Source organism: Verrucosispora sp. WMMD1129 (genome assembly GCF_029581255.1).
Taxonomy (GTDB): domain Bacteria; phylum Actinomycetota; class Actinomycetes; order Mycobacteriales; family Micromonosporaceae; genus Micromonospora; species Micromonospora sediminimaris.
In genome coordinates, this window is the sequence record NZ_CP120741.1 from 2,370,263 (window position 1) to 2,387,408 (window position 17,146).

Here is a 17,146-nt window from a genome sequence, read left to right on the forward strand (position 1 = left end):
TGTCAATGGGTTCGAGAAAGGCCGCGCCGGCAACTGCCGGCGCGGCCCGCACTCAGTCGCGAGGGAACCCGGTCAGGGCAGCCAGTCCGGGCGCAGCGGGTAGCCGTTCACCGCGTCCGGGCCGTTACGCGTCGCCACCACCTGATGCAGCTGGATGCCGTTGCGCTCGAACGCCAGCCGGGAACCGGCCATGTAGAGCCCCCACACCCTGGCCGTGCCCGCACCCACCTCGGCGACGCAGAAGTCCCAGTGCTCCACCAGGTTGCGGCACCAGGCAGCGAGGGTCAGCGCGTAGTGCTGGCGCAGGTTCTCCTCGTGGTGCACCTCCAGCCCCGCATCGTGGATCTCACTGATCACCCGCCCCGGGCCGGCCAGCTCACCGTCCGGAAAGACGTACCTGTCGATGAACGCCCCGGAACGGTGCGGGGCGCGATTGTCCGCCCGGGTGATGCAGTGGTTGAGCAGCCGGGCCCCCGGGCGCAGCCGGTCCCGCAGGAACCCGAAGTAGGCCGGATAGTTGCGGACCCCGATGTGCTCGGTCAGGCCGATCGAGGAGACCGCGTCGAACTGTTCGCGTGGAGCGTCGCGGTAGTCCAGGTGCCGCACCTGCGCCAACCCGGACAGCCCCTCCCGCTCGATCGCCGCCTGCGCCCACTGCGCCTGCGCCCGCGACAGCGTCACCCCGAGCGCCTTGACGCCGTACTCCCGGGCCGCGTGCCGGACCATGCCGCCCCAGCCGCAGCCCACATCCAGCAGCCGCATCCCCGGCCGCAGCGCCAGCTTGCCGGCGACCAGGTCGTACTTGTTCGCCTGCGCCTGCTCCAGGGTGTCGTCCGGGCTGCGGTACACCGCGCAGGTGTACGTCATCGACGGGCCGAGCACCCGCTCGTAGAAGGCGTTCGACACGTCGTAGTGGTGCGAGATGGCGCTGCTGTCCCGGGTCCGCGAGTGCCGCAGGCCAGCCACGATCCGCTTCCAGCGGGGCCGGGCCTCCTGCGGCGGTGCCGGCGGCGGCAGCAGCCGCTCCCAGCCCAGCTCGCGCACCAGCGCCAACCCGTCGGCAAGTGCCGGTGCCCGCATCCGCACCCCGGCGAGCACCCGCAACGCCTCGTACGGGTCGCCCGGGTGCACTCCCTCGATGGCGAGGTCACCGCTGACGTAGGCACGCGCCATGCCCAGGTCGCCCGGCGCGGTGAGCAGGTACGACAGCCCCCGCTCGGTGCGGATCGACAGGGTGACCCCGGCGTCGGCCGGGCCGATGGAACTGCCGTCGTACGCGGTGACGCGTACCGGCAGGGGGCCCGAGGTCACCGCCCGGACGATGTCCGCCACGGTCGACCCACGCCGCCGGCCCCCAGGGGGCGGCGGGGCGGGAGCGCCTGCCGCTCCCTGGCTACGGTCGGTGAGACTCATGCCGGCACTCCGCTTCCCTCGCTCATGCTCGTGCAACCGCCTTCTCGTACAGTCCGGTCAGCCGATGCTCCGGGTCGTACCGGTCCCGCACGGCGCGCCACGTCCCGCCGCCGTAGAGCCGGTCGAACGCATCCCGGTCGTAGTACGCGTCGGAATAGAGCGACTTGTGCCCGCCCGCCTCCGACACCGCGCGCTCGATCTCCCGGTTGACGTCGCCGTCGGCGGCGCCCTCGGCGATCGGCACGCTCCCCCAGAACCCGATGTTGACGTAGTCCTGCCCCGGCCGTAGCGGATACAGCGGCCAGGACCGGGCCGATCCCGGGCCGCCCGGCTCGCGCAGCCGCAGCGGACACAACCACACGGGCGTCATCCCGACGTTCGCGGCGAACCAGTGCAGGAACTCGGCGGTGCGCTCCAGTGGGATCTCCACGTCCTGCACGACCCGCTCCCGAGCCGGCTGGCCGCGCCACCTGTCGATCCGGGCGGCGACCTGGTGCCGGTGCTCCAGGCGCACGATGCGGTGGTAGACGTCGCTGCGTCGCCACCTCGCCGGCCACAACCGTCGCACCACCGGATGCTGCGCGCCGAACGCCGCCGAGCACCAGAACCAGTCGGTGTCCCAGCGCCACAGGTAGTCGTGGACGGTCAGCGCGTCGTGCGGGCGCTGGCGCAGCGAGCGGTAGTAGATCTCCTGGCCGGTGTAGTCGGAGACCGTCGGCACGTCGTCGCTGAAACTGCCCAGCACCAGGTACGCCTCATCGGGGCTGAACATCACCCCGTCCATCGCGTCGACGCTCGCACCGGCCCACCGGCGGGTCGCGGTGATCTCGCCGATCGCCTCGGTCAACGCGGTCAGGTTGGTGAACCTCAGGTTGCGCAGGGCCACGTACCGGCGGACTGGTTGCAGCTCGATCCGCAGCCGGGTGGCGTACCCGAGGCTGCCCAGCGAGTTGGGGAAGGCCGCGTACAGGTCGGCGTGCGGGCCGTCGGGCCGGGCGGTGACCACCTCACCGGCGCCGGTGAGCACGTCCAGCTCGGTCACCGACTCGTGCGGCAGTCCGTTGCGGAACGAGGTCGACTCGATGCCCAACCCGGTCACCGCCCCACCGAGGGTGATGGTGCGCAGCTGCGGCACCACCAGCGGCATCAGGCCGTGCGGCAGGGTCGCGGCGACCAGCCGTTCGTAGGTGCACATGCCCTGCACGTCCGCGGTGCGGGCGGTCGGATCGACGCCCAGCACCCCGCCGAGCCCGCTGACGTCCAGGCCGGAGGCGGGGGCACTGCGCGGACGGAACAGGTTGGAGGTGCGCTTGGCCAACCGCACCGGCTGGCCGGGTGGCACCGCGGCGTACGACCGTCGCAGCTGGGCCACCGCCAGGTCATGATCACGCACGGCGTGCATGGGATCACTTTACGCGGACTGAGAGCGCCCGGTGGGATGTCCACTGGAGGCGTTTCGCACCCGGATCAGGTTGGACGCCGGGGGTGACTGGTCGCCGCCGCGCACCGTGGGACAGGATGCCGGGATGTCGGAAACCGATGGATCGGGCACCGTCTACGGCAACCGCCGCCCCGCCGGGCTGCCCCGCGATCCGCTACTGGTCACGGCGCTGGCGGTCGGACTGGTCGGCGTACTGCTGGGGGTGCTGTTCGCCACCGGCGTGCTCGGCGGCGAACAGCCGCAGCCGACGCCGACGGTGGCTGCCCCCGCCCCGAGCACGGTGCAGGCCAGCCCGACCGAGAGCACACCGGAACCCAGCCCCACCCGGTCCGACCCGTCCCCCACACCGAGCCGCAGCGAGGATCCGGACGCGATCACCGGGCCGAAGGTGTTCCGTGGGGTCGGTTCCGGTCGCTGCCTCGGCCTCGACGGTGATGGTGAGAAGGCCGTCGCCAAGCTGGCCGACTGCAGCGGCGGGCCGGAGCAGCAGTGGGTGGTCAACGCCTTCGGCCCGGACACGGTGACGCTTACCAACGCCGCCCACAACCAGTGCCTCGACGTCGAGGGCCGCAGCGGTGACGACGGTGCCCGGTTGCAGCAGTTCGGCTGCCACGGCGAAGACAACCAGCAGTGGCGGCTGCGACCTGTCGACGGCGGCGCGGCCGTGCTGGTGGCCGCGCACAGCGGCAAGTGCGCCCAGGCCCGCGACGGTGGCACCGGGGCCGGCACCGACATCGTCCAGGCGCCCTGCGACGGCAACCCGGCCCAGCGCTGGACGCTCCAGTAGCGCCCCACCCATCAGGCGACGGCGTCAGGGCCGGCGGCGCAGGGCGCGTAGCTCGTTCAGGTGTCGAGGCAGGTGCACGCGGGTGTGCAGGTCGATCGTGCGGCCCCACGGCAGCGGCTCGTCGATGACGAGTTCGAACCCCTCGCGGAGGTGCGTCTCGACCGGGGTGTCCGCCGCCGCACCGAGCTGCGCCACCAGCGCCACCAGTTGGTCGCTGGTGGCGCGCAGCCGGGCGGCGAGCCCGTCGAGGCCGCCGCACTCGGCGGCCAGTTCGTCCAGTTCCGGCCGGTGGACCTCGTCCAGGTCGTAGAAGGCGTACGGCGAGCCGGCCAGCACCGCCTCGGTGGCCTCGCGCATCAGCTCGTCGCTGGCGACCAGGTGCGCCACGACCTGCTCGGCGCTGTACCGTTCGGGCGGAGGCGGCCCGAACCCGCCCGCGTCGACCTCGGCCAGCACCGCGTCGTACGCCCGCCGCAGCCCGTCGACCTCCACCCGGCCGAGCTTAGCGGCGGCCCCGGCGGGCCCGCAGGTAGTCGCTGACCACGTACTCGCCGAGGTCGTCGGCGTCCGGGGTGAAGACCCGTCCACCGCTGCGTCGGGCCACCGCGTCGACGAACCGGCGCAAACCGGGATCGTCGCCGAGCATGAAGAGGTTGAGGGTGGCCCCGTAGCGGCCGAGCCGGTCCACCTCCCGGACCGTCGCCTCGATCGTCTCCGGTGACGACGGCCAGGCGAACAGCGCCTCACCGTCGTCCGGGTCCAGGTGGGCGGTCGGTTCCCCGTCGGTGACCACCAGCACCACCGGCTCCGCGTCCGGATGACGCCGCAGGTGCCGGCCGGCCAGCCGCAACGCGTGTTGCAGGTTGGTCCCCTGCATCATGTCCGGCTCGACGGCGGCCAGTTCCTGCTGGGTCAGCGTCTCCGCCCGCCGGCCGAACCCGATGATCTGCAACGCGTCCTGCGGGAACCGGGTGGCCATCAGGTGCGCCAGGGCCAGCCCGGTCTGCTTCATCGGCCCCCACCGACCCTGCGAGATCATCGAGTACGACAGGTCGACGCAGAGCGCCACCGCCGCCGACGCCCGCCGTTCGGTCTCGACCACCTCGAAGTCCTCGACGGCCAGTTGCACCGGCACCCCGGGACCGGTTCGGCGGACCGCCCGGGTCAGGGTCCGCACCACGTCCAGCGGCTGCTCGTCGCCGTACTCCCAGGGCCGCGACGCCCCGGTCACCTCGCCGGCCGCCCCGGCCGAGCGCAGGTCGTGCTGACCACGCGGACCGGCGGTCAGCTCGGCGAAGACCTGGCGCAGCGCGGTACCGCCGAGGCGACGCAGCGCCTTCGGGCTCAACGTCAGACCTTCGGCGTCCCGGGTCACCCAACCCTGTCGGCGCAGCTCCCGCTCCAGCTCCCGCAGGCGGCGTACGTCGTCGGCCGCGTCGCGGCCCAGCGTCCGGGCCACCGCGTCGACGTCGATGTCGTCCAGGGTCGCCCCGGGATGCGCCTGGCCCAACTGGTCGAGCAGGTCGTCCAGTTCGGCGATCTCGTCGAGCGCACCGGTCGCCTCGCCGTAGCCCAGCGGGTGGCCACCCTGCGTCCGCTCACCCCGCCCCCAGCGCAGGTCGGGCCGGAGCGCCCGCAGGTTCCCCTCCAACGCGGCCAGCTCACCGGCGAGTCGGTCACCGAGGGACTCGCGCATCAGCCCGGCCAGTTCCTCGCGCTGCCGCTCCGACAGCGAGTTCATCAACCGCTGGCCGGCCGCCGATCGGCGGGCCAGAATGTCGATCAGTTCGTCCACGTCGCGCGGGTGTTCCGGGAAGAAGTCGCCGTGCCGGCGCATGAACTCGGCGAACGCGTCGGTGGTGTCCTCGGCGCGGGCGTGCCGGGCCAGCAGGGCGTTGAGGTCCCGCATCATCTCGGCGACCTGTTCCTGCACCGCCGGGTCACCGGCCAGCCGCGCCGAGTCGCGCAGCCCGGCGAAGCGTTGGCCGAGCACGTCGTCGCGCAGCCCGTCGAGGATCCGCTGGTAGGTCTGCCGGGCCTCGTCGCTCGCCCACCGGTAGTCGGACAGGTCCCGCACCGCCTGCGCGGTCGAGCGGGGCAGGTCGTCAAGCACCGTCTCGGCGAACCGGGCCGCCTCGTCGTCGCGGCGGGCCAACTCGTCCCGCTCGGCGGCCAGCGCCTGATCGAGCAGCGCCCGCGCCCGGGTCACCGCTCCGTCGAGTTCACCCCGGCGCAACGCCTCGCGGCGCAGCCGGCGGGCGCGGGCGGTCAGCCCGTCCAGCCCACCGCGGCCCTGCGGGCCCCGGCGCAGCAGATCCCGCAGCGCGTCCCGGAGGCTGCCGCCGGCCAGCACCTCCGCGCCGACCTGGTCCACCGCGGCCTGCACGTCGTACGGGGGCGCGAGCGGATCGGGGCCGCCGCGCCACTGCCCGTACCGGAACCGGTTGCCGGCCATCTCAGTCCCGGCCGCCGTAGCGGGTCCGCCCGCCGTCGGTGATGTCCTTGCCCAGCCGGCGGCTCAGATACAGCCCTTCGAGCACGAACTCGACTGCCGCCGCGGCCTGCCCGGTGGTCGGCGCGTCGCCGATCCCGAGCCGGTCGAGCACCTTGGCCAGCCCCGGCACCGTGCCCACCTGACGCAGCAGGTCAGCCGCCGACACCAACTCCCCGGTCTCGACCGCCTGCCCTTCCTCGACCAGCGCGGTGAAGCCGGACAGGTCCAGCCCGGCCAGTCGGGCCCGGAACGTCTCGGCGGTGGCGGTACGCAGCAGGTGACCGAGAAGTTCGACCTCCCGGCCCTCCTCGCCGCTCTCGAACTCCACCTTGCCGCGCAGCGTCGACGTCACCGACACCGCGTCGCCCACCCGCGCCACCGCCTCGGCCGACGGCAGTTCCGAGTCGGTGCCCAGCAGGCACGCCCGGCGCAGCGCGGCGGCGGCGACGGTCTCCGCGGCGGCGATGGCGAACCGGGCGGAGACACCGGAACGTGGGTCCACCGACGGCGACTCGCGTACCGCCCGGGCGAACCGGGCCAGCACCTCCAGCACGTGCTCCGGCACCTCGGCGACCAGGTCGGCCTCCTGCCGGATCAGGGCCAGCTCCAACTCCAGGTCGGTCGGGTAGTGGGTGCGGATCTCCGCGCCGAAGCGGTCCTTGAGCGGCGTGATGATCCGACCCCGGTTGGTGTAGTCCTCCGGGTTGGCGCTGGCCACCAGCAGCAGGTCCAGCGGCAGCCGCAGTTGGTAGCCGCGTACCTGGATGTCCCGCTCCTCCAGCACGTTGAGCAGCGCCACCTGGATCCGCTCGGCCAGGTCGGGCAGCTCGTTGACCGCGAAGATGCCCCGGTTGGTACGCGGCACCAGCCCGAAGTGGATCGTCTCGGGGTCGCCGAGCGTACGCCCCTGAGCCAGCCGGACCGGGTCCACGTCGCCGATCAGGTCGCCCACGCTGGTGTCCGGGGTGGCCAGCTTCTCCCCGTAACGCATCGAGCGGTGCAGCCAGCCCACCGGCAGGTCGTCGCCGGCCTCGGCGACCAGCGCCCGCGACGCCGGGGTGACCGGGTGCAGCGGGTGCTCGTTGAGCACCGAGCCGGCGATCACCGGCGTCCACTCGTCCAACAGCGTCACCAGCGACCGGATCAGCCGGGTCTTGCCCTGGCCCCGCTCGCCGAGCAGCACCATGTCGTGCCCGGCGAGCAGCGCCCGCTCCACCTCCGGCAACACGGTGTCGTCGTACCCGACGATGCCGGCGAACCGCGGCGCGCCATCCCGCATCCGGGCCCGCAGGTTGTCGCGCAGCTCCTGCTTGACGGTGCGGTAGCGGTGCCCGGCGCGCAGCGCACCGAGCGTGGCGGGCAGGTCGGCCGGCGGGAGCGGCGAAACAGACGAAGACTCACTCACCCCGCCCACGCTAGCGCGCACCTGCCGCCGTCGACCCCTGTCGACCTGGCATGATCATGAACTCTGCCTGGATGAGGAGGAGGCGGTGGTGCTCTCCATCGATCGCGAACCCTGGGAGTCGACCGACGCCGTCCGGCTCCGCGCCGCCCAGCGGACCGAACTCGACGCCCGCTACGGCTGTGACGACCACGAGCCGGGCGAGGAGCCCACGGCCGAGACGGTGAGCGTCTTCCTGATCGCCCGAGACCCCGGCGGCACCGCCGTGGGCTGCGGCGGCCTGCGCTTCCTCGCTGCCGGTTCCGCCGAGATCAAACGGATGTACGTCAGCCCGCCGGCCCGGGGCACCGGCGTCGCGACCGCCATCCTGCGCGCCCTGGAACAGGCCGCCCGCGACGCCGGGGTACGTACCCTGCTGCTGGAGACCGGCACCGCCCAGCCCGACGCGATGCGCTTCTACGAGCGGGAGGGCTACCGGCGCATCGACAACTTCGGGCCGTACCAGGGCGAACCGCTATCCGTCTGCTACGCCCGCGACCTGCCGTGACAGCCCGGTCCGCCGCCCACCCCCGTGTCGGACGACGGACCGGGCCACCGGTCACCCCAGGTTGCAGCGACCGCAGACGCCCCGACGACGCAGGTGGTACGCGTACGTCGCGGCGCCGAGCGCGAGCCCCCAGAGCGGGAAGAACATCAGCGGGAGACCGGCCGCGCTGAGCCCGCGACCGGCCTGCCAGAACTCGGGGACGCTGAGCGCGTTCAGGCCGGCGGCGGTGGCCAGCACCGCGACCACCGTCGCCGGGATCACGGCCAGCCGCACCGGCACCGGCCGACCGGCCAGCCCCACCATCCAGCGCGGGAACCGCTCACCCCAGCGCTGTACCAGCCCCAGAGTCAGCACCGAGCCGACGGTGGCGAAAGCGCCCAGCCCGACCCCCGCCCAGACCGCGCCGCTCTCCCGCAACTCGGCGAGATCCTCCGGCGAGAGGCCGAGCGGGATGCCGGCCAGCCAGGCGAACCGGGTCAGCGCATACCCGACGGGAATCACCGCCGCGACCCAGACGGCCCACCGGCCCCAGCGGGCCGCGGCCGCCGGGGTGGTCCAGCCCCGGTCGGTGCCGTCGCGGCCACACCCCACACAGCAACCGGCGGTACGCCGCTGCCACCTCAGCAGCACCCCGCTCAACAGCACCCCGCCGCACATCGCGGCGACGCGAGCGGTAAGCGCCCAGGTGAACACGTCTGCGTAATCCACAGGTGGCCAACCGAAGGGTGCACCGACCAGCAGCATCGGCGCGTAGCCGAGCAGGGCCAGCACCTGCAAGCCGGGCACCACCACGGCCAGCACGAACGCCACGGTCCAGCCGTAAGCGAGCAGCAGCATCCGCAGCGGGCCGGTGGGCGTGGTTCGGCGACTGGCCAGGACCAGCGCCACGGCGGTGAGCAGCATCCCGGCGAAGAACGACGGCCCGGCGTCCGTCGGGAGCAGCCGGAGCAGTGTCGAGTCGAGGTGCGGATCGTTGGCACCGAACGGGTAGCCGGTGCCGGTGATGGCCGCCACCAGGGCGAGCAGGCCCCACAGCCCGAGCCAACCGGCGGCAAGTGGGGCGAGCAGGCCGGGACGATGGGTCGTCCCACGGTGCTCGGGTAGGGCTACGTTTGTCATGAACCCAGCCTCGGCCGGGTCACCCGCCCTGCCCTCCCGTACGGCGGTGAACCGTCTCCCCCGCGTGGGGGAAGCTCAGCCGGCGGGTGTGACGAACCCCGACTCGTACGCGGCGATCACCGCCTGGGTGCGGTCACGCACCCCGAGCTTCGTCAGCACGTTGCCGACGTGGGTCTTCACCGTCTCGACACCCACCACGAGGCGGGCGGCGATCTCCGGATTGGACAGTCCGGCGGCCATCAGCCGCAGCACCTCGCCCTCCCGTTCGGTGAGCCGGGCCGCCCGCAGCCCGTCGGCGTTCCGCCGCCCGTACGCCCCGACCAGCCGCCGGATCGCGGTCGGGAAGAGCAGCGACTCACCGCGCGCCACCACCCGTACCGCCGCCACCACCTCGGCCGGCCGGGCCCGCTTGAGCAGGAAACCACTCGCCCCGGCGCGCAGCGCGTCGTAGACGTACTCGTCGTTGGCGAAGGTGGTGATGACCAGCACCCGGGGCGGCTCGGCGGAGGTGGCCAGCAGACGCCGGGTGGCCTGGATGCCGTCGATCCTGGGCATTCGCACGTCCATCAGCACCACCTGTGGGCGGTGCCGGGCGACCAGCGGCGGTACCTCCGCACCGTCTGCGGCCTCGGCGACGACCCGCAGGTCCGGCTGGGCGTCGAGCACAAGCACTCCGACGAGGCTCAACCAGCCGCCGTCCCGGCCGTCGAGCGGCCCGAACCGCTCGGCACCGGTCATCCCGACGTCCACACCCGCCTGAGCGGCGATGAACGCCAGCGCCATCGGCACCGCGCTGAACAGCGCGGCCACCACCAGCGCGCCGCTGATCAGGTGCAGTCCGATCCAGAGCGCGGCGCGCAACCGGGTCTCCCGGTCGAGTCGGTGGCCGGGCAGCGGCTCGGGCAACTCGACCCCGAGCAGCCCACGGACCGCCGCGATCTCCAGCGCGCGGCTACCGCCGAGGAAGATCGGTACGACGGCGATGGTGGCCGCCGGCACGAGCAGCACCAGGACCAGTGGCCGGGGCACCCCGGAGGTGGCGAACATCTGCGCGAAAGCCACCAGCAGCAATGCGTACGGCAGCGCGAGCACGCCACCGAGCAACAGGAACACGCCGCGCCGCCAGGTGGAGCCGGCGACCAACGGACGCAGCGGCGCGGGAGCTTCCATCGCCTCATGATGCCGATGCCCCGCCCGCCGGTCACCGCCACATCGGCCGCACGGTCAGCCGCGTACCCGGGACCTGACGAACTTCGGTATCGCGGCCAGTCCGGTGACCGGTCGGAACGCACGGGCCGCGTTGACAAGTGCGGCGTACTCGTCCTCGGTCAGATCGATCTCCGCGGCGGCGGCGTTCCGCTCCATCTGCTCCACGCTGGACGCACCGGGAATCGCCACCACGTTAGGGTGACGCAGCACGTACGCCAGGGCGATCTGACTCGGCGTCGCGTCGTGCGCGGCGGCCACCTGGCGCAGCGTCTCGATCAGCGCGCTGCCGCGTTCCAGGTTCTCCGGCAGGAAGTACGGGTTGGCCCGCCGGATCGCGCCGACCGGCGGATGGTTCGCGTCGTACCGCCCGGAGAGAAAGCCCTGTGCCAGCGGGCTGTACGCGATGACCAACCGACCGGCCTGCTCGGCGTACCGGAGAAGATCCTCCTCCGGTTTGCGGTCCAGCATGCTGTAGCGGACCTGGTTGCTGAGCACCCGCCGGCCCAGCGCCGTCTCCGCCACCTGCCAGCGCCGCAGGCTGTAGTTGCTCACCCCGACCTCGGCGACGAGACCGACGTCCTGCAACGCGCGCATCCCGCGCATGGTCCGCTGGTCGCTGACCACCGGGTTGGGTTGGTGCACCTGGTAGAGGTCGATGCTGGTGACGCCGAGCCGAGCAGCCGAGGCGACCGCCCGCTGCTGCACCACCGACGCGACCGGCAGCACCGGCAGGATCTTGGTGGCGACAGCGACCTTGTCCCGGTCGGCGGCCAGCGCCGCACCGAGGAGCCGTTCGCTGCGACCGAAGCCGTAGACCTCGGCGGTGTCGAAGAGAGTCACGCCCAGCTCGACGGCGCGCCGGACGATGGTCGCCGCCAGCCGTTCGTAGTCCGGGCCGTACCCCCACTCCCGGGAACCGAACTGCCACGTACCGAGGCCGATCCTGGACAGGGGCTTCGGGGTGTCGAGCCGCACGTAACGCATGGGTCGACGCTACCCGTCGCGGCGCACCACGGCCGCAGCTCGACTCAACGACCGGACCTCGGGCTATGGTCATGATCGTGACCTACCTCGCCGCCGACACGCGCTATGACCAGATGCCCTACCGACGCAGCGGAGCCAGCGGGCTCCGGCTGCCCGCGATCTCGCTCGGCCTGTGGCACAACTTCGGGCCGGACCGCCCCGTCGAGCGCCAGCGCGACATCGTCCGGCGCGCCTTCGACCTTGGCGTCACCCATTTCGACCTGGCCAACAACTACGGACCGCCGCCCGGTTCCGCCGAGGAGAACTTCGGCCGGATGCTCGCCGGTGACCTCAAGCCGTACCGCGACGAGCTGGTCATCTCCAGCAAGGCCGGCTACCTGATGTGGCCCGGTCCGTACGGCGAGTGGGGTTCCCGTAAGAATCTGATCGCCTCGCTCGACCAGTCGCTGCGCCGGCTCGGCCTGGACTACGTCGACATCTTCTACAGCCACCGGTACGACCCGGACACCCCGCTGGAGGAGACGATGGGGGCCCTCGACGCCGCCGTCCGCTCCGGCAAGGCCCTCTACGTCGGCATCTCCAACTACACCTCGGAGCAGACCGAGCGGGCCGCGGCGGTTCTGCGCGACCTGGGCACCCCGTTGCTGATCAATCAGCCCGCGTACTCGATGTTCAACCGGTGGACCGAGCAGGACGGGCTGCTCGACACGCTGGAGCGGGTCGGTGCCGGCTGCATCGCCTACAGCCCGCTGGCCCAGGGTCTGCTCACCGACCGCTACCTCGACGGCATCCCGGCCGACTCCCGGGTCCGCACCAGCGTCTTCCTGAACGAGAGCGATGTGAACGAGCAGCGACTGGCCACCATCCGGGGGCTGGCCGCCATCGCCCAGCGCCGGGGCCAGTCCCTCGCGCAGCTCGCGCTCGCCTGGGCACTGCGCGACCCTCGGATGACCAGCCTCATCATCGGTGCCAGCAGCGTGCCGCAGCTGGAGGCCAACATCGCCGCGGTGGAGAACCTCGACCTGACCGCCGAGGAGCTCACCGAGATCGACGCCCAGTTGACCTGACGGGTCGTCGGACCCTGTCCCTGGGCCGGTGTCCGGCCTTAGCGTGGACGGTGGAGGTGGCCCATGCGAGTGGCAGTGTTCAGCACCAAGCCGTACGACCGGACGTTCCTCACCGAGGCGAACGCCGCAGCCGGTCATGAGCTGACCTTCCTGGAGCCGAGGCTCACCGCACAGACCGCCCGGCTCGCCGAGGGGTCGGACGCGGTCTGCGCCTTCGTCAACGACGACCTCTGCGCCGAGGTGCTCGACCAGCTCGCCGAGGTCGGCGTCCGGGTGGTGGCGCTGCGCTCGGCCGGTTTCAACAACGTCGACGTGGTCACCGCCCGCAAACTGGGCCTGACCGTGGTGCGGGTGCCGGAGTACTCGCCGCACGCGGTGGCCGAGCACACCGCCGGCCTGATCCTCGCCCTGAACCGCAAGATCCACCGGGCCTACAACCGGGTACGCGAACACAACTTCGCCCTCGCCGGCCTGCTCGGCTTCGACCTGCACGGCCGTACGGTGGGCATCGTCGGCACCGGGCGGATCGGTGTCTGCGTCGCCCAGATCATGGCGGGTTTCGGTTGCCGGGTGCTGGCCAGCGACCCGTACCCGAACGACGCGGCCCGCGCCGCCGGCGTGGAGTACGTGCCGCTGGAGCAGTTGCTCGCCGAGTCCCACATCGTCACCCTGCACTGCCCGCTCACTCCGGACACCCAGCACCTGATCGACGCCGAACGCATCGCCCTGCTCCGCGAGGGCGTCATGTTGATCAACACGGGTCGAGGTGCGCTGGTCGACACCCGGGCCGTGATCAATGGCCTCAAGAGCGGCCGGATCGGCTACCTCGGCCTCGACGTGTACGAGGAGGAGAGCGACCTGTTCTTCGAGGACCGCTCCGAACGGGTCCTCGGTGACGACGACTTCGCCCGTCTCACCACCTTCCCCAACGTGCTCATCACCGGGCACCAGGCGTTCTTCACCGAGGACGGCCTGCACAACATCGCCGAGACCACCCTCACCAACCTCTGCGCCGTCGAACAGGACGGCCCGGACGCCGTCCCCACCGCAGCTCGGGTCTGCTGACTCCCGGCGTCAGCGGGGCCGAGCGAGGCGGCGGTAGGCACGCGGCGAGTGGCCGGTGACGCGCTTGAAGGCGACGCTGAGGGCGCTCTCGGAGCCGTAGCCCACGAGTTGCGCGATGCGGGCCAGGGTGTCGTCGGTCCGGCGGAGCCGGTCGGCGGCGAGTTCCACCCGCCAATCGGTGAGGTACTCCAGCGGGGCTCGGCCGACCACCGCCCTGAACCGTGCCGCCAGGGTCGAGCGGGAGACCGAAGCGGCCCGGGCCAGCTCCGCCACCGTCCACTGGTGTGCCGGCCGCTGGTGCAGCTCCCGCAGCGCCACGGCGACCACCGGGTCACCGAGGCCGGCCAGCCAGCCGGTGGCCGATCCGGCGGCACCGGCGAGATGGTGGCGGAGCATCTGGATCAGCATGACGAGAGCGAGGTGCTCGGCGACGAGGCCGGCGGCGACCCGCTGCTGTCGTAGTTCCCGGTCGACCTGGTCGATGGCCCAGTGCAGGGTGGCGGCCTCGGCGGCCGTCCCGGGCACGTGGACCACCGGGGGCAGGGCGTCGAGCAGCAGCGGGCGGGCCCGTTCGCCGAAGTGGAACGCACCGCCGACGGCTGCGAAGTCGTCGCCCGTCCCGGCCCGGGCCACCCCGCCCGTCGCCGCCAGGAAGATCGGTCCCGCCGGCACCGGGACCGCCTCCGGGTCACTGAACAGGGTGTACGGCCGGGCACGGGTCAGCAGGTAGCAGTCGCCGGCCACGAGGGGCAGCGAGTCGGCGGACCCGTCGAGGCGAAGCCAGCAACGCCCCCGGCGGACCGCGTTGAACTTGATTCCCGCAGGTGCCTCGAACTCGACCGCCCAGCTGCCGCCCGCCTCCATACTGGCGGAGAGGTGGCCGGTGGCGCCGACAAGAGTCAGCACGTCGTGCAGCGGGTCCACCCTACCCCCTGGACTTACACTAAAGATAACTGGACGTAAAACCATAGTACGTCCGACCTGGGGAACCTAACGTTGCCGTCATGGACGACAACACGAAGACCCGCTCCCGGGTCGTCACCCCGTTCGGGCCCCGGACGACAGCTGCGGAGGTACTGGACGGCGTCGACCTCACCGACCGCCGGATCATCGTCACCGGCGGCGCCTCCGGCCTCGGCACCGAGACCGTACGCGCCCTGGTCGGCGCCGGGGCGGAGGTGACCATCGCCATCCGTCGCCCCGCCGCCGCAGCCGACCTGGTCGAGGAGATCTCAGCCCGCTCGGGCTCGGCCCACGCCGCCCCGCTGGACCTGTCCGACCTGACCTCGGTCGCCGCCTTCGTGGCGGACTGGCAGGGACCCGTGGATGCCGTCATCGCCAACGCCGGGATCATGGCCGTGCCGAACCGTGAACTCACCGCTCAGGGCTGGGAGGCGCAACTCGCCACCAACCACCTCGGGCACTTCGCGCTCGTCACCGGCCTGCACGACAACCTCCGCGCCGCCGGTTCGGCCCGTGTCGTCCTGGTCAGTTCGGGTGCGCACCTGCGGGCACCCTTCGACTTCGCCGATCCGCACTTCGAGCAGCGCGCGTACGACCGTTGGTCGGCGTACGGCCAGTCGAAGACCGCGACGGTGCTGTTCGCCGTCGGCATCGCCAACCGTTGGGCGGACGACGGAATCGTCGCCAACGCCGCCAATCCCGGCTACATCCTGACCAACCTCCAGCGGCATCTCGACGACGAGACGATGCGAGCCTTCGGGGTGCTCGACGAGGCCGGCAACCGCGTGCCGTTGGACTACTACAAGACGCCCGAGCAGGGCGCCTCGACCTCGGTCCTGCTGGCCGCCTCGCCCCTCGTCGAGGGCGTCACCGGGCGGTACTTCGAGGACAACCAGGAGGCCGAGGTGACGCCGGTGCCGGAGGAGGCCGAGGCGGGGGTCGCCCCGCACGCCCTCGACCCGGCGGCGGCGGAGCGCCTGTGGAGGTACTCGGAGCAGGCCGTCGCCGCCTGAACCACCGTTGTCACCCTGTCGTGGCCGGGAGAAACACGACGTTCCTCCCGGCCACGGCGGCCCCCGGTCAGCGCTGGATGGACTTGGTCTCCAGGAACTCCTCCAGACCGGCCCGGCCGAACTCACGGCCGTTGCCGGACTGCTTGTAGCCACCGAACGGGGCGTACGGGTTCCAGTGGCCACCGTTGACGTCGACCTGACCGGCCCGCAGTCGACGGGCGACGGCGAGCGCGTGCCCGGGCTCGCCGAAGACGCCGGCAGTGAGGCCGTACATCGTGCCGTTGGCGATCTCCACGGCCTCGTCCTCGTCGGCGTACCCGATGATGGTCAGGACCGGGCCGAAGATCTCCTCCTGGGCGACGGTGGAGTTCGGGTCGACCTCGGCGAAGATGGTCGGCCGCACGTAGGCCCCCTGCTCCAGCCCGTCGGGCCGGCCGGGACCACCGAACACGAGTTTCGCCCCGTCGGCGACACCCCGCTCGATGTAGCTGTTGACCTTGCGCCGGTGGGCCTCGTACGCCATCGGGCCGATCCGGGTGGTCTCGTCGCGCGGATCCCCGACCGGATACTGGGCCGCGGCAGCCACCGCCAGGCGCACGACCTCGTCCTGGCGCGACGCCGGCACCAGCATCCGTGGCCACGCGCCGCAGACCTGGCCGCCGTTGGCGAACGCCATCATCACCCCGGTCTCCACCGCCCGGGGCAGGTCGGCGTCGCCGAGGATCACGAGAGCACCCTTGCCACCGAGTTCGAGCGCGACCCGCTTGACGGTCTCGGCGGCGACGGCCGAGATGCGCCGCCCGGCCCTGGTGGAGCCGGTGAAGGAGATCATGTCGATGTCCGGATGCGCCGAGATCGCCTCACCGACGACGTCGCCCGTGCCGTAGACCACGTTGAACACGCCGGCCGGCAGACCCGCCTCGGCGGTCACCTCGGCGAGGATCCGCGCGGTCAGCGGCGCCACCTCCGACGGCTTGAACACCACCGTGTCGCCCGCGATCAGGGCGGGCGCCAGCTTCGACACGATCTGCTGCAACGGGAAGTTCCAGGGAGTGATCGCCCCCACCACACCGATCGGCTCGCGGACGATCAGCGAGTTGCCGACCTCCTCGGTCCACTCGAAGTCTCCGGCCAACGTGGCGAACGAATCGGCGACCGCGATCGGGAAGCCGACCTGGGCGGTCCGGGACATGCTCAGCGGCGAACCCATCTCGGCGGTGATCGCCGCGGCGATCTCCTCGCTCCGCTCGCGCAGGCCCGCGCTGATGCGTCGCAGCACGGCGGCGCGCTCGACGGGTGGGGTGGCCGACCAGCCGGGGAAGGCGGCCCGCGCTGCGGCGACCGCCCGGTCCACGTCTGCGGCGGTGCCGGCGGGCACCTCGGCGACGATCTCCCCGGTGGCGGGGTTGCTGACGGTGATGGTCTGGACGGATCCGGCGGAGGCCACCCCACCGTTGATCCAGTGTCCGGTGGGCGTGTGGGTGTTGGTCGTCATGGATCCGAGTCTTGGCTGGTCACCCGGGGCCAACCAGGCACAGCCGATCCGTGGCTGGCAGGTCGCCGGTCGGCTGCCCCGATCCCCGGACAACCAGCACCTGGCTGCCCCGTGCCAGCTCGTGCCAGCCTGGGAAACAGCCCCGGA

15 protein-coding genes are annotated in these 17,146 nt (G+C 72.3%); 5 read left to right on the forward strand and 10 right to left on the reverse strand.

The window, feature by feature from the left end:
- Positions 1-72 precede the first annotated feature (72 nt).
- Both O7624_RS10825 and O7624_RS10830 read right to left on the reverse strand, forming a co-directional pair.
- Positions 73-1,413, reverse strand: coding sequence for a class I SAM-dependent methyltransferase (locus O7624_RS10825; protein ID WP_282239910.1), 1,341 nt, complete (start codon positions 1,411-1,413; stop codon positions 73-75).
- Between the two features lie 22 nt (positions 1,414-1,435).
- Entirely contained in the window at positions 1,436-2,815 is a 1,380-nt protein-coding gene (locus O7624_RS10830; RefSeq protein WP_282239911.1) for an FAD-binding oxidoreductase, read from the reverse strand.
- 124 nt (positions 2,816-2,939) lie between these two features.
- On the opposite strand from O7624_RS10830, the gene O7624_RS10835 reads away from it, so the two are divergent.
- Positions 2,940-3,641, forward strand: a complete 702-nt coding sequence (locus tag O7624_RS10835; protein ID WP_282239912.1) for an RICIN domain-containing protein — start codon at positions 2,940-2,942, stop codon at positions 3,639-3,641.
- Positions 3,642-3,665: 24 nt separating this feature from the next.
- On the opposite strand, the gene O7624_RS10840 is transcribed toward O7624_RS10835, so the two are convergent.
- The 3 genes from O7624_RS10840 to O7624_RS10850 are packed head-to-tail and all read right to left on the reverse strand — an operon-like array spanning position 3,666 to position 7,549.
- Entirely contained in the window at positions 3,666-4,133 is a 468-nt protein-coding gene (locus O7624_RS10840) for a DinB family protein (RefSeq protein WP_282239913.1), read from the reverse strand.
- Between the two features lie 10 nt (positions 4,134-4,143).
- A complete protein-coding gene (locus O7624_RS10845; protein WP_282239914.1) occupies positions 4,144-6,096 on the reverse strand; it encodes a VWA domain-containing protein in 1,953 nt (650 codons plus the stop codon).
- A gap of 1 nt (position 6,097) precedes the next feature.
- A complete protein-coding gene (locus O7624_RS10850) occupies positions 6,098-7,549 on the reverse strand; it encodes a sigma 54-interacting transcriptional regulator (RefSeq protein ID WP_282239915.1) in 1,452 nt (483 codons plus the stop codon).
- A gap of 79 nt (positions 7,550-7,628) precedes the next feature.
- Between O7624_RS10850 and O7624_RS10855 the strand changes: the two genes are divergently transcribed.
- Positions 7,629-8,084: a GNAT family N-acetyltransferase gene (locus O7624_RS10855; protein ID WP_282239916.1), complete on the forward strand. Its 456-nt coding sequence runs from the start codon at positions 7,629-7,631 to the stop codon at positions 8,082-8,084.
- A gap of 51 nt (positions 8,085-8,135) precedes the next feature.
- Here the strand turns inward: O7624_RS10855 and O7624_RS10860 are convergent, their stop codons facing one another.
- The 3 genes from O7624_RS10860 to O7624_RS10870 all read right to left on the reverse strand — a co-directional run bounded on the left by O7624_RS10860 (position 8,136) and on the right by O7624_RS10870 (position 11,396).
- The gene (locus tag O7624_RS10860; RefSeq protein WP_282239917.1) at positions 8,136-9,203 is read right to left on the reverse strand and encodes a hypothetical protein; all 1,068 of its coding nucleotides are present in this window, start codon (positions 9,201-9,203) and stop codon (positions 8,136-8,138) included.
- A gap of 75 nt (positions 9,204-9,278) precedes the next feature.
- On the reverse strand, positions 9,279-9,941 hold the full coding sequence (locus O7624_RS10865) for a response regulator transcription factor (RefSeq protein WP_282240604.1): 663 nt from the start codon (positions 9,939-9,941) through the stop codon (positions 9,279-9,281).
- 486 nt (positions 9,942-10,427) lie between these two features.
- Complete coding sequence (locus O7624_RS10870; RefSeq protein ID WP_282239918.1) at positions 10,428-11,396, reverse strand: aldo/keto reductase; 969 nt, start codon at positions 11,394-11,396, stop codon at positions 10,428-10,430.
- Between the two features lie 71 nt (positions 11,397-11,467).
- Here O7624_RS10870 and mgrA point away from each other — a divergent pair, with 71 nt between their 5' ends.
- On the forward strand, positions 11,468-12,463 hold the full coding sequence (gene mgrA, locus O7624_RS10875) for an L-glyceraldehyde 3-phosphate reductase (protein WP_282239919.1): 996 nt from the start codon (positions 11,468-11,470) through the stop codon (positions 12,461-12,463).
- 63 nt (positions 12,464-12,526) lie between these two features.
- Complete coding sequence (locus O7624_RS10880; RefSeq protein ID WP_282239920.1) at positions 12,527-13,528, forward strand: 2-hydroxyacid dehydrogenase; 1,002 nt, start codon at positions 12,527-12,529, stop codon at positions 13,526-13,528.
- A 9-nt stretch (positions 13,529-13,537) separates the two neighbouring features.
- Here the strand turns inward: O7624_RS10880 and O7624_RS10885 are convergent, their stop codons facing one another.
- On the reverse strand, positions 13,538-14,452 hold the full coding sequence (locus O7624_RS10885) for an AraC family transcriptional regulator (RefSeq protein ID WP_282239921.1): 915 nt from the start codon (positions 14,450-14,452) through the stop codon (positions 13,538-13,540).
- An 80-nt stretch (positions 14,453-14,532) separates the two neighbouring features.
- On the opposite strand from O7624_RS10885, the gene O7624_RS10890 reads away from it, so the two are divergent.
- Positions 14,533-15,504 (forward strand): SDR family NAD(P)-dependent oxidoreductase, encoded by a 972-nt coding sequence (locus O7624_RS10890; RefSeq protein WP_282239922.1) that lies wholly within the window; start codon positions 14,533-14,535, stop codon positions 15,502-15,504.
- Between the two features lie 67 nt (positions 15,505-15,571).
- Here O7624_RS10890 and O7624_RS10895 read toward each other — a convergent pair whose 3' ends face one another.
- Entirely contained in the window at positions 15,572-16,999 is a 1,428-nt protein-coding gene (locus O7624_RS10895) for an aldehyde dehydrogenase family protein (RefSeq protein ID WP_282239923.1), read from the reverse strand.
- Between the last annotated feature and the right edge of the window lie 147 nt (positions 17,000-17,146).

What these genes read in the sequence shown, in the direction of transcription:
- O7624_RS10880 (WP_282239920.1), top strand. Translation starts at nt 12,527, where the DNA reads ATGCGAGTGGCAGTGTTCAGCACCAAGCCGTACGACCGGACGTTCCTC.
- O7624_RS10895 (WP_282239923.1), bottom strand. Translation starts at nt 16,999, where the DNA reads ATGACGACCAACACCCACACGCCCACCGGACACTGGATCAACGGTGGG.
- O7624_RS10860 (WP_282239917.1), bottom strand. Translation starts at nt 9,203, where the DNA reads ATGACAAACGTAGCCCTACCCGAGCACCGTGGGACGACCCATCGTCCC.
- O7624_RS10845 (WP_282239914.1), bottom strand. Translation starts at nt 6,096, where the DNA reads ATGGCCGGCAACCGGTTCCGGTACGGGCAGTGGCGCGGCGGCCCCGAT.
- O7624_RS10890 (WP_282239922.1), top strand. Translation starts at nt 14,533, where the DNA reads ATGGACGACAACACGAAGACCCGCTCCCGGGTCGTCACCCCGTTCGGG.
- O7624_RS10830 (WP_282239911.1), bottom strand. Translation starts at nt 2,815, where the DNA reads ATGCACGCCGTGCGTGATCATGACCTGGCGGTGGCCCAGCTGCGACGG.
- O7624_RS10825 (WP_282239910.1), bottom strand. Translation starts at nt 1,413, where the DNA reads ATGAGTCTCACCGACCGTAGCCAGGGAGCGGCAGGCGCTCCCGCCCCG.
- mgrA (WP_282239919.1), top strand. Translation starts at nt 11,468, where the DNA reads ATGATCGTGACCTACCTCGCCGCCGACACGCGCTATGACCAGATGCCC.
- O7624_RS10835 (WP_282239912.1), top strand. Translation starts at nt 2,940, where the DNA reads ATGTCGGAAACCGATGGATCGGGCACCGTCTACGGCAACCGCCGCCCC.
- O7624_RS10870 (WP_282239918.1), bottom strand. Translation starts at nt 11,396, where the DNA reads ATGCGTTACGTGCGGCTCGACACCCCGAAGCCCCTGTCCAGGATCGGC.
- O7624_RS10865 (WP_282240604.1), bottom strand. Translation starts at nt 9,941, where the DNA reads ATGACCGGTGCCGAGCGGTTCGGGCCGCTCGACGGCCGGGACGGCGGC.